This is a genomic window from Nostoc sp., from assembly GCF_036917555.1.
Taxonomy (GTDB): domain Bacteria; phylum Cyanobacteriota; class Cyanobacteriia; order Cyanobacteriales; family Nostocaceae; genus Nostoc.
Genome location: NZ_JBALDD010000085.1, coordinates 1 through 11,339, shown reverse-complemented (window position 1 = coordinate 11,339; position 11,339 = coordinate 1). Strand labels below are relative to the sequence as shown.

At 38.9% G+C, this 11,339-nt stretch carries 12 protein-coding genes and 1 pseudogene; 12 read left to right on the top strand and 1 reads right to left on the bottom strand.

Features of this window, described 5'->3' with window-relative positions:
• The 3 genes and pseudogenes from V7K60_RS32520 to V7K60_RS32510 form a co-directional block, all read left to right on the top strand.
• Positions 1–83, top strand: a pseudogene (locus V7K60_RS32520) (photosystem II protein D1); the annotation flags it as partial.
• A 172-nt stretch (positions 84–255) separates the two neighbouring features.
• The gene (gene aroC, locus V7K60_RS32515; protein WP_334932001.1) at positions 256–1,344 is read left to right on the top strand and encodes a chorismate synthase; all 1,089 of its coding nucleotides are present in this window, start codon (positions 256–258) and stop codon (positions 1,342–1,344) included.
• A 128-nt stretch (positions 1,345–1,472) separates the two neighbouring features.
• On the top strand, positions 1,473–3,335 hold the full coding sequence (locus tag V7K60_RS32510) for a tetratricopeptide repeat protein (RefSeq protein ID WP_334931999.1): 1,863 nt from the start codon (positions 1,473–1,475) through the stop codon (positions 3,333–3,335).
• Between the two features lie 60 nt (positions 3,336–3,395).
• On the opposite strand, the gene V7K60_RS32505 is transcribed toward V7K60_RS32510, so the two are convergent.
• Positions 3,396–3,560, bottom strand: a complete 165-nt coding sequence (locus V7K60_RS32505; RefSeq protein ID WP_334932004.1) for a hypothetical protein — start codon at positions 3,558–3,560, stop codon at positions 3,396–3,398.
• Here V7K60_RS32505 and V7K60_RS32500 point away from each other — a divergent pair.
• From V7K60_RS32500 to V7K60_RS32460, 9 genes are all read left to right on the top strand, one after another.
• Positions 3,487–3,684 (top strand): SemiSWEET transporter, encoded by a 198-nt coding sequence (locus V7K60_RS32500; RefSeq protein WP_334932002.1) that lies wholly within the window; start codon positions 3,487–3,489, stop codon positions 3,682–3,684. The genes V7K60_RS32505 and V7K60_RS32500 overlap by 74 nt on opposite strands.
• 21 nt (positions 3,685–3,705) lie before the next feature.
• Positions 3,706–5,352: a B12-binding domain-containing radical SAM protein gene (locus tag V7K60_RS32495; protein WP_334931997.1), complete on the top strand. Its 1,647-nt coding sequence runs from the start codon at positions 3,706–3,708 to the stop codon at positions 5,350–5,352.
• Positions 5,353–5,363: 11 nt separating this feature from the next.
• Entirely contained in the window at positions 5,364–5,552 is a 189-nt protein-coding gene (locus V7K60_RS32490) for a CPXCG motif-containing cysteine-rich protein (RefSeq protein WP_012411100.1), read from the top strand.
• Positions 5,553–5,571: 19 nt separating this feature from the next.
• Positions 5,572–6,015 (top strand): SRPBCC family protein, encoded by a 444-nt coding sequence (locus tag V7K60_RS32485; protein ID WP_334931995.1) that lies wholly within the window; start codon positions 5,572–5,574, stop codon positions 6,013–6,015.
• Between the two features lie 651 nt (positions 6,016–6,666).
• Positions 6,667–7,428 carry a beta-carotene ketolase CrtW gene (gene crtW / locus V7K60_RS32480; protein WP_334931993.1) on the top strand — a complete coding sequence of 254 codons (762 nt, stop codon included), beginning with the start codon at positions 6,667–6,669 and terminating at the stop codon, positions 7,426–7,428.
• A 113-nt stretch (positions 7,429–7,541) separates the two neighbouring features.
• On the top strand, positions 7,542–8,522 hold the full coding sequence (gene cofG / locus V7K60_RS32475) for a 7,8-didemethyl-8-hydroxy-5-deazariboflavin synthase subunit CofG (protein ID WP_334931991.1): 981 nt from the start codon (positions 7,542–7,544) through the stop codon (positions 8,520–8,522).
• 55 nt (positions 8,523–8,577) lie between these two features.
• Positions 8,578–8,916, top strand: coding sequence for a hypothetical protein (locus V7K60_RS32470; RefSeq protein WP_334931989.1), 339 nt, complete (start codon positions 8,578–8,580; stop codon positions 8,914–8,916).
• Between the two features lie 67 nt (positions 8,917–8,983).
• Entirely contained in the window at positions 8,984–10,345 is a 1,362-nt protein-coding gene (locus tag V7K60_RS32465) for an ATP-binding protein (protein WP_334931987.1), read from the top strand.
• On the top strand, positions 10,326–11,339 hold a 1,014-nt coding region (locus tag V7K60_RS32460), incomplete at its 3' end, for a tetratricopeptide repeat protein (protein WP_334931985.1). The genes V7K60_RS32465 and V7K60_RS32460, both read left to right, overlap by 20 nt.

The window sequence follows — 11,339 nt, the reverse complement described above, 5'->3', positions numbered from 1 at the left end:
GTAATGCTCACAACTTCCCGCTTGATTTGGCTGCTGGTGATTCCGCTCCTGTAGCTTTAACTGCTCCTGCTATCAACGGTTAATTCTGAAGTTTAGCTAAATAAGAGAGCGCCCTCTGGTAACGGAGGGCGCTTTCTTATTTGTCTAGGTAAAAGATAGGCTATACATCAAACATTCCGAGTGCCAAAGCATAAAATTAACTTTTGCACAAACTCTAGGTAAAATACATAAGCCTCATCCTTTTTCTTTAAGATCATGGGCAACACTTTTGGTCATCTATTTCGTATAACTACTTTTGGTGAATCTCACGGCGGTGGTGTGGGGGTTGTGATTGATGGTTGTCCTCCACAACTAGAAATTTCGGCACAAGAAATTCAAGTAGAATTAGATAGAAGGCGTCCGGGACAAAGTAAAATTACCACACCTCGCAAAGAAGCCGATACCTGCGAGATTTTATCAGGTGTATTTGAAGGCAAAACACTAGGAACGCCTATAGGAATTTTAGTACGGAACAAAGACACTCGGTCGCAAGACTACGACGAGATGGCCGAGAAGTATCGCCCTTCTCATGCGGATGCAACTTATGATGCAAAATATGGCATTCGTAATTGGCAAGGCGGGGGTAGATCGTCAGCGCGTGAGACAATTGGCAGAGTAGCAGCAGGTGCGATCGCTAAAAAAATTCTCCGTCAAGTTGCCAATATTGAAGTTATCGCTTATGTTAAGCGCATCAAAGATTTGGAAGGCATAGTTGATCCAAATACAGTCACCTTAGAACAAGTAGAAAGCAACATCGTGCGCTGTCCCGATGCTGAAGCTGGCGATCGCATGATTGAATTAATTGAGCAAATCGGTAGACAAGGTGATTCTATCGGCGGTGTCGTAGAATGTGTAGCTCGTAATGTGCCGAAAGGTTTGGGCGAACCAGTATTTGATAAATTGGAAGCTGATATCGCTAAAGGTGTGATGTCTCTCCCAGCTAGCAAAGGCTTTGAAATTGGTTCCGGTTTTGGAGGGACGCTGTTAACAGGAATTGAGCATAACGACGAATATTATATTGATGAAAATGGTGAAATTCGCACTGTAACTAACCGTTCTGGTGGTATTCAGGGGGGAATTTCCAACGGAGAAAATATCATTTTACGAGTTGCATTTAAGCCAACGGCGACAATTAGAAAAGAGCAAAAAACAGTAACTCGTGAAGGTGAAGAAACGCTATTAGCCGCGAAAGGACGACACGATCCTTGTGTGTTACCGCGTGCAGTGCCAATGGTTGAGGCGATGGTGGCGCTGGTATTGTGTGACCATTTGTTACGACATCATGGACAGTGTAAGGTGTTGTAGCGATTATACTTTGACTTTCAGAAAATATTTATGCTTCGGGGGTGGGTGTCTGACTCGCCCTTTTTTACTGGTATTGCTATAGTAGCGGATAACACACTTAAATACGTGCGATCGCATCTGTTAGCAATATGGGTAAAGAGTCTCAAAATCGCTTAGAACACTTTGCTGCTTTAAAGTCCAAATACCAAGTAACTCAATATGAAGATTCATTACCAACTAGTTTGCTGTATCTCATACTACGAAAACTTGACTTAGGAATTGAACTCCTTGACTTAGAATCTAATTGGTTGGGAGAATCTCGGCTTGAGGAGACTTTAGAAGCTATCAAGCAAAAGCAGAAACATAAAGTACAAGAATTTGGAAATTTAGAATTTGAATTCTCCAAATTGAAGTCTAAGTACAAAGCTACAATTTATAACGGTTCCTGGCAATCTAGTCATCTCTATTTCATTCTTTTGAAACTGGAGTCAGGAAATTTCCTTACTGATTCAGAGGTTAAATGGCTAAGAGCAAATGGTTTATATGAAACCAATAAAATTGCTAAAGAGGTAAAACTATTTAGTCAACTTAAATCTAAATACAAAGCTACTCAATATGAAGACTCATATCCTGATAGTCAACTTTATCAAATACTCAAAAAGTTAGAGTTAACAGAACGTTTAAGTAATTCTGAATATAATTGGCTGATAGATAACGAACTCTTTGAAACAGCAGAAGTTTTTCAACAACAAGAGTCCATAAAAGAAACTCACTTTGCTAAGTTAAGAGATAAATACCAAGCGAATCTGCACTCTGATTTATCATTATCCAGTCCATTATATTTAATACTGCAAAATATTGACATAGAAAGTGATTTGAGTGAGTCAGAAATTAACTGGCTGGAACAGCAAGGACTTAATGAAACAATTGCCATTGCTCAAGAATTGCAACAAACACGAGAATTTACCGCCTTGAGATATAAATATCAAGTAACTCATTATGAGGATTCATCGCCTAAGAGTCATCTGTATAAAATTCTTAAAAGGCTTGAGTTTTCTAATCAGTTAGGTGAACAGGATATTAACTTCTTGAGAAAGCGTAAGCTGAGTAAGACAATAGAAATTGCTAATAATAAATATGCTAATAGTCTCAAGTTAAATATAGAATCAGGGGAAACTCTAAATGAATTAGAAATTAAGTGGCTAAAGAATAATGGGCGAGAAGATATCATTGCCCTTGCACAACAAAAGCACTTTGCAGCTTTGAAATCAAAATATGATGTTTTAGGCTATCAAGATAAATCACATACCAGTCTTTTATACACAATTTTGCAAAAGCTTGAGTTAAAAGAGCGACTTGAACCAACAGATGTTGCTTGGCTTCAAGAGACTAAAATTGAAGTACTTCAACCAACATATAGTTATTATACATGGCAAAAAGAGTCTCAGTATCAAGAGACTAAATTATTTTCTGGTAAAATTTGGATTGCTTATCACACAATTGAAGCAAATTTCTATGAACAGGAGTTTCAACGCACTGATAACAAATGGAATTTAGCAAATGCTAGTAGCCATTGGCGTAAAGCAGATGAACCAGAACAGGCATTGCAACTGACAAATAATTTGGAATTAGACAAAATCAAAGAAAATAAACTCAAGTCAGCTTTGCTAACTAGCAGAGGTGGAGCTTTTCGAGATATTGATAAATTAGATAAAGCAGAAAATTGTGCCCGTCAAGCTATTGAATATCAACCAAAAAGCCATCACCCTTACACTTTGATGGGGGCTATTTGTTTTGAACGACATCAATATTCAGATGGTGAATATTGGTTTCAAGAAGCAATCAAACGTGGGGCTAATCCTAGAGATATGGATTCTGAAATCAAGCGAGTAGTGAAAAATGCTAAGGATGAAAGCAAGCGTCGGCAAGTGATAAACTACCTACTAAACAAAGATCCACAACGGTATGCTTGGGCAAAGTCTTATATCAAAAATTCAAATAATAAAATCTGAATTAGAAAAGCAAAAGATAAACTAAGTAAACTTTAATGTAATGCAAGTGTTACTCTAGCGTTACACTAAAAATGAATTGATCTGGTTCCATAGCATGGATTTTATAACAATTTTAGGATTAGCTGCCGCCACAATAACCACAATCTCTTTTTTGCCACAGATGTTTAAAACTTGGCAAACAAAATCAGCAAAAGATGTTTCTTTGGTGACGCTGATTACATTCATAAGTGGTGTTTTTTTGTGGCTAATCTATGGAATTTATTTACAATCCTTGCCAATTATTCTTGCTAACGCTGTAACATTAGTTTTTAACTTAATTATTCTATGGCTTAAAATTAAATATAGATAAACTTGCCTCTAACAAACACCTGTGACATCATCTGTATTTGACTCTGAACGCCTTCTATTTACACCTACTACCCCAGACACCAACGCTATCCCCATAATCTTCGCCTTTCCCAATGAGTACAGCGTAGGTATCACTAGCCTTGGCTATCAGGTAGTGTGGGCAACTTTTGCAATGCGTGATGATGTGCAGGTGAGTCGCCTGTTTACAGATACTCACGAACAACTCCCCAGAACGCCGGAAATTGTGGGATTTTCTATTTCGTGGGAGCTGGATTATGTGAATATTTTAAATTTGCTGGAATTTTTAGAAATTCCTATTCGAGGAACCTTTCGTGATGATTCTCATCCGATAATTTTTGGTGGTGGCTCCGTTCTCACTGCTAACCCCGAACCTTTTGCAGATTTTTTTGATGTAATTTTGCTGGGAGATGGTGAAACCCTGTTAGGGAATTTTATTGAGGCTTACAAAGAAGTAAGAAATGCCTCAAGACAAACTCAACTAAGAAGACTTGCACAAATACCAGGAATTTATATACCAAGTTTGTATCAGGTGGAATATCACACAAAAGGTGGTGAAGTAAAGTCTATTAAACCAATTTCTCCCGAAATTCCCGCAGTGGTGCAAAAGCAAACTTACAGAGGAAATACCCTATCAGCTTCTACTGTAGTCACTGAAAAAGCGGCATGGGAAAATATTTACATGGTGGAAGTCGTGAGAAGTTGTCCAGAAATGTGCCGCTTTTGTTTAGCGAGTTATCTCACCCTGCCTTTTAGAACAGCCAGTCTGGAAGATTCATTAATTCCAGCGATCGCTAAAGGTTTAGAAGTAACAAATCGGCTAGGATTATTAGGGGCTTCAGTCACTCAACATCCAGAATTTGAGGTGTTGCTAGATTATATTAGTCAGCCAAAGTATGATGATGTTCGTCTGAGTATTGCCTCAGTGAGAACTAATACCGTAACAGTCCAGTTAGCAGAAACTTTGACGAAACGAGACACGCGATCGCTTACCATTGCAGTAGAAAGTGGTTCCGAGAAAATCCGGCAAATCGTCAACAAAAAGCTGCATAACGATGAAATCATCCAAGCAGCGATAAATGCCAAAGCTGGCGGCTTAAAAAGCTTGAAACTCTACGGAATGGCAGGAATTCCTGGTGAAGAAGCAGAAGATTTAGAGCAAACCGTGACGATGATGCGTAATATCAAAAAAGCTGCACCGGGATTACGCTTAACATACGGATGCAGCACCTTTGTACCCAAAGCACACACACCGTTTCAATGGTTTGGGGTGAATCGCCAAGCCGAAAAGCGGTTGCAGTTTTTGCAAAAACAGTTAAAACCGCAGGGAATAGAATTTCGCCCAGAAAGCTATAATTGGTCGATTATACAGGCTTTATTATCGAGAGGCGATCGCAGACTCTCCCAACTTATCGAACTTACTCGTGACTTTGGCGATTCCTTGGGTAGCTATAAACGTGCTTTCAAGCAACTCAAAGGGCAAATCCCTGACTTAGATTTCTACGTCCACGCCGAATGGTCAACAGAACAAGTATTACCCTGGAGCCACTTGCAAGGGCCTCTGCCACAGTCTACACTACTAAAGCATTTGGCTGATGCTCAGAGTTATATCAATCCATCCTCAAAAGAATTACAGCCATTGAATTCGTAGCTGAAAACTTGATGCAAAACACAGCTGAGTATTACTGCGCTTATTGCGGCGAACCGAACTTAACTTTTATTGATTTGAGTGCTGGAGGGCAGCAATCTTACGTTGAAGATTGTCAAGTTTGCTGTAACCCAAATATTTTGTACGTGCGGGTTGATGAAGATACTCTAGATATCGAGATTGATACCGAATCTGAAAGTTGAATTTTAGGTTTTTCTTTCCATGCTGCACTTTAAACATTCCTCAGTAATTAATACCTCACCAGAAGTAGTTTGGAAATTTCACGAAAGGCCAGATATTTTGCAACTGTTGAATCCACCTTGGCAGCCAGTCCAAGTGGTTCGTCGTGAGGGAGGGCTAAACGTGGGCGCTATCACCGAATTTCGCTTGTTTCTCGGCCCATTACCCTTAACTTGGTTAGCGCGTCATACTGAATGTGACAAATATCGCCTGTTTACTGACGAACAGATATCTGGTCCCTTTGAATCTTGGATACATCGACATGAATTTGAAGCGGAAAATGGCAAAACCAGATTAACTGACGCTATTTCCTTCTCTATGCCTGGTGGAGGAGGAGTTGAATTTGTCAGTGGTTGGCTAGTGCAAGCGCAATTAGAAGCAATGTTTCGCTACCACCACTATGTGACTAAACGAGAATGCGAGTAATTATGAGCATTCTCTTGTAGTAAGTGGCTCCAGTTTTTTAGCTTACTAGGAGCCATATTCATTATTTTATCTTTATCAGTTTACATAAGAAAAACCAATAAATTTTCTAATTTACATGAGATTTTTTTGACAATATAAATACTATTTTGCTAATTTCAAAGTGTTTCCTGAAAAGCTTGAAAATCTCATCCTTAGAGTTGAGGTTTAATCCTCAGTCTGAACTTTAGAGCGATCGCTTGCCAATGATCGCTTTCTAGCTTACATTAGTTTGGGATCTCAACAGCTACAGTATCATACACGAATTACTCCACTTTATTCCCTACTGTTGCCGCTAATTATGTTACCGCCTTTTTCCCAGACTTTGGAAGTCCCTAAAAAGCCCCATATTAAAAATACTAGTTTTTATAATTACTAAAGCTATCAGTACTATGACTTATATAATCCAACCGCCATACCAAAAATAGTTGTTGGTTTGGCGGTTGGATGTGTAATAATAGTTCAAGTATCTTAATATTTCTAAACATCTTAAAGTGTTGGCACTATCCGATGCAAAACACTTACCACTGATAGAGTTTTCTGGCTGGTGGTTAGTGCTTTTTGTGATGACTATATTTTAGAAATTTTCACCTGAATACTAGGCGGAGTAAAAGCGTGATTCAATTAGAACAACCACCCAGTCATCAAACAAAACTGAGTCCAGTAGTGAAAAGTAAATCTCAGTTTAAAGGACTTTTCATTGCTATTGTCATTGTTAGTGCATGGGTTATTAGCTTGAGTTTATTACTTCCCCTTGACATCTCCAAGTTAAAACTTTGGATGCTATTGCCTAGCATAGCTTGGCAAACATTTTTATATACGGGATTATTTATTACATCTCATGATGCTATGCATGGGGTAGTGTTTCCCCAAGACAGCAAAATTAATCATTTTATTGGGACATTAACCCTATCTATTTATGGTCTTTTACCATATAAAAAATTATTAAAAAAGCATTGGTTACACCACCACAATCCGTCAACTCAAATAGACCCAGACTTTCATAATGGTAAACACAAAAACTTATTTGCTTGGTATTTCCATTTTATGAAAGGTTACTGGAGTTGGGGACAAATAATTGCCCTAACCATTATTTATAACTTTGCTAAATATATACTCCATATACCCAGTGATAATCTAAATTACTTTTGGGTATTTCCTTCGCTTTTAAGTTCATTGCAATTATTTTATTTTGGTACTTTCCTCCCACATAGTGAACCAATTGGGGGCTATGTTCAGCCTCATTGTGCCCAAACGATTAGCCGTCCAATTTTGTGGTCATTTATCACGTGCTATCATTTCGGCTATCACGAAGAACACCACGAGTATCCTCATGTTCCTTGGTGGCAGTTACCAGAAATTTACCAATCAAAATAGTTCTTGTTTATCTAATAAATAAGTGGGCGTGAATAATTAAAGGTTTGTAGTCAGCGTCTCCAGACCTTAAAATAAATCTGGGGCTGCTTACTAAGAGCGAATTTATTCTGCTTATGCTAATTAATAATTCTCGTCTTGTCACTTATAGCCCTGCTTATACAATCGTTCCCACTTACGAGTGCTTTAATCGGTGTAGTTACTGCAACTTTCGCAGCGAACCGGGTAAAAGTCCCTGGATGAGTCTTTCAGATGCAGACAGTATTTTAAAACCACTTCAAAGCGAAAAAGTCTGTGAAATTCTCATACTTAGCGGTGAAGTGCATCCTCATTCGCCAAAGCGTCAGGCGTGGTTTGGGCGAATTTATGATTTGTGTGAATTAGCGCTTTCAATGGGGTTTTTACCTCATACAAACGCGGGGCCACTGAGTTTTGAAGAAATGCAAAAGCTCAAGCGTATGAATGTTTCGATGGGGCTGATGTTGGAACAGTTAACGCCAACATTGTTAAATAGTGTACATCGGCACGCACCGAGTAAATTACCTGAAGTTCGTTTACAGCAATTGCAATGGGCGGGAGAGTTACAGATTCCCTTTACAACTGGGTTACTGTTAGGAATTGGGGAAACAGTTGATGATTGGTGGGAAACATTAACAGCTATATCTCAACTGCATCAACGTTATCACCATATTCAAGAAGTTATCCTGCAACCTCATAGTCCAGGATATCAGCAAACCTTTGATGCATCACCTTTTAACCCTCATCAGTTACCAGAAGTAATTGCTAAAGCACGTCAGATTTTACCGCCAGAGATTACTATTCAAATTCCGCCGAATTTAGTTAAAGATGACCGATGGTTACTCGCTTGTATCGAAGCTGGTGCGCGAGATTTGGGCGGAATTGGGCCAAAAGATGAAGTCAATCCTGATTATCCTCATGTTCAGGAACAGGCATTAAGAGAAATTTTACAACCTGCGGGGTGGGAATTGATGGCGCGTTTACCAGTATATCCCCAGTTTGATGGCTGGTTGTCGGGGGAATTGCAAAAATTGGTGAATCGGTGGCGAAAAACTTTAACTCCGGCTTTTCTTGTGTAAGAACAAAGAAGTAAAGATTTTTTCCTTCCCTGTTAGTGTCTTTGTTAATGAGTGTTTGATACTTGCCGACGAGTCTTTTTTACTCGTGAATGAGTCTTTGATACTCGCCGACGAGTCTTTGATACTTGTGAATGAGTCTTTGATACTCGCCAACGAGTCTTTGATACTCGCCGACGAGTCTTTTTTACTCGCCAACGAGTCTTTGATACTCGCCAACGAATCTTTGATACTCGTGAATGAGTCTTTGATACTCGTCGCCGAGTCTTTGATACTCGCTGACGAGTCTTTGATACTCGTGAATCAGTCTTTGATACTCGTGAACGAGTCTTTGATACTCGCCGACGAGTCTTTGATACTCGTGAATGAGTATCAGAACTTCACTAATGAATTTTAGAGCTGTTGATTACCCAATCCCCATGTAAGCTTGCGTTATCATCGCACTAAACTAGTAAATTCTACCTATGGTTCAGGATTTTGCAACTTTAAAAAAGATATACAACGTTTTTGACCCATTTCGACCCTTGCCCGCAGGAGACCCGGCTTATGTCGATTGTCAGGAGGTGCGAGGAGATGGCGACATTTTGGTAGAGGTGGGTAGAGAGATTTTGTTGTCAGACAGAAAAACTTGTCAACTTTATGCTGGTCATCGTGGTGCAGGCAAATCAACAGAATTGCTGCGTCTTCAGAAAAATTTAAACGATGAAGGTTGCTTTGTTGTCTATTTTGCCGCCGATGAACAAGATATCGAGCCGGAAGATGCCCAATATACAGATATTCTCCTTGCTTGTACACGACGTTTATTAGAAGCATTAAAAGATAACGCTAATCCTGAACCTTTGGTGTCATGGTTGAAAAGCCGCTGGCATGATTTAAAAGATTTGCTACCTGACGTATCTTTAGAAGGTCTGGAGGTAGAGAAGGAAATTTCTCTTTTTGCCAAAATCACAGCCAAATTGAGAACCGAACCTAGTCTCCGCCACAAAATCCGCGAACGACTTAACCCCCACACCCAAACTTTGATTTTGGCTTTGAATCAATTTATTGAAGATGCAAAAAAACGCTTACCTTCAGAATATTCTCAATTGGTAGTCATCGCTGATAATCTAGATCGGATTGTACCCATACCCCAGGAAGATGGACGCAGCAATCACGAACATATTTTTTTAGACCGTAGCGAACAACTCAAAGCTTTAAATTGCCATCTAATTTATACAGTACCGATTTCATTGGTGTTCTCTAACCGCGCTACAGATTTACGAGATATTTATGGTAGTGATGCTCAAGTTTTACCAATGATTATGGTGCAAACTCCTAAAAATAAAAATTATCAACGAGGAATTAATAAAGTCCAGGAATTGTTGCAAAAGCGGGTGAGTCAGATTGACCCTAACCTTTCTATCTCAAATATGTTTGAGCAGCCGGAAGCTTTACAGCAACTATGTTTAATGAGTGGAGGTCATGTACGGAATTTGCTATTATTAATGAAGGAAGCAATTAAATATACTGATAATCTACCCATTACGAATAGAGCTTTACAACGCTCAATCAGCGAAACTAGAATTACCTACCGCAATACAGTTTATGCAGATGAATGGCAAGCACTAGCTAAAGTTTATCATTCTAAACGAATAGTAAATGATGAACAACACCGTAACTTATTATTCAATCGCTGTATTTTGGAATATCGCCACCGTGATAAAGAAGAACAAATTCAATGTTGGTATGATATTCATCCTTTAATTAAAGGAATTAAAGAATTTCAGGATACTTTTGCTAGTTTGAACCTTAGTGAGACACAGCTTGATGAAACTGGAACTGACTGATTGGGATAAAGATTTACCAACAGAACCAAATGAAGAATATCAAGCCTTAGTCCGTACTCTTAACTTTACAGAAGGCTTTGGCTTGTTATTTGCTCGTTGTTCTCCGGCTGAGGGTGAGCAGTTAATTGGCAAAGTTAAAGAAGATATTACAAATAAAAATATTGAGGTTTTGCGATTAAAGCAAGCTGTTACTAATTTATATGAAATTATAGATAAATTAGATAATAAAGAACAGATAGATATTTTATTTATTACAGGTTTAGAGCATTCATTTTATGAATATGAAGAGTCTAAAAGATTGACAGGCTGGAATAGTAGAGATATTTATTCATATAGTTGGAAGAGTGTACCGCCTGTTTTAATTAACCTGAATCAACAGCGAGAACGTTTTAGAAATAGCTTTAATATTTGTTTTGTTTTCTTTCTACCTCTATTTGCTATTAAATATTTTATTCAACGCGCCCCAGACTTCTTTGACTGGCGTTCGGGGTTGTTTGACTTTCCTATAGATGCAGAAACTCTCAAGCAGGAATCATCACGTATACTCCAGAATGGAGACTATGAAAAATATCTCACGCTAACGCCAGAAGAAAGAACTCAGCAAATACTAGCTATTCAAGAATTAATTGCAGCAGATTATCAAAGAACTAGTAGCCAAGCAGAATTACTAATTAAACTGGGAGATTTGCAGCTTGCTGGACAAGATTACAAAGAAGCGATCGCATCCTACGACCAAGCACTGAAATTTAAACCAGATGACCACCAAGCTTGGTACAATCGCGGCAATGCGCTAATAAATTTAGGACGCACTGAAGAAGCGATCGCATCCTACGACCAAGCACTGAAATTTAAACCAGATTTACACCAAGCTTGGTACAATCGCGGCATTGCGCTAGATGATTTAGGACGCACTGAAGAAGCGATCGCATCCTACGACCAAGCACTGAAATTTAAACCAGATTTACACCAAGCTTGGTACAATCGCGGCATTGCG

Coding starts and splice junctions, on each gene's coding strand:
- aroC (WP_334932001.1), top strand. CDS start 256: ATGGGCAACACTTTTGGTCATCTATTTCGTATAACTACTTTTGGTGAA.
- V7K60_RS32505 (WP_334932004.1), bottom strand. CDS start 3,560: ATGAATGTAATCAGCGTCACCAAAGAAACATCTTTTGCTGATTTTGTT.
- V7K60_RS32510 (WP_334931999.1), top strand. CDS start 1,473: ATGGGTAAAGAGTCTCAAAATCGCTTAGAACACTTTGCTGCTTTAAAG.
- V7K60_RS32485 (WP_334931995.1), top strand. CDS start 5,572: ATGCTGCACTTTAAACATTCCTCAGTAATTAATACCTCACCAGAAGTA.
- V7K60_RS32490 (WP_012411100.1), top strand. CDS start 5,364: ATGCAAAACACAGCTGAGTATTACTGCGCTTATTGCGGCGAACCGAAC.
- V7K60_RS32465 (WP_334931987.1), top strand. CDS start 8,984: ATGGTTCAGGATTTTGCAACTTTAAAAAAGATATACAACGTTTTTGAC.
- cofG (WP_334931991.1), top strand. CDS start 7,542: ATGCTAATTAATAATTCTCGTCTTGTCACTTATAGCCCTGCTTATACA.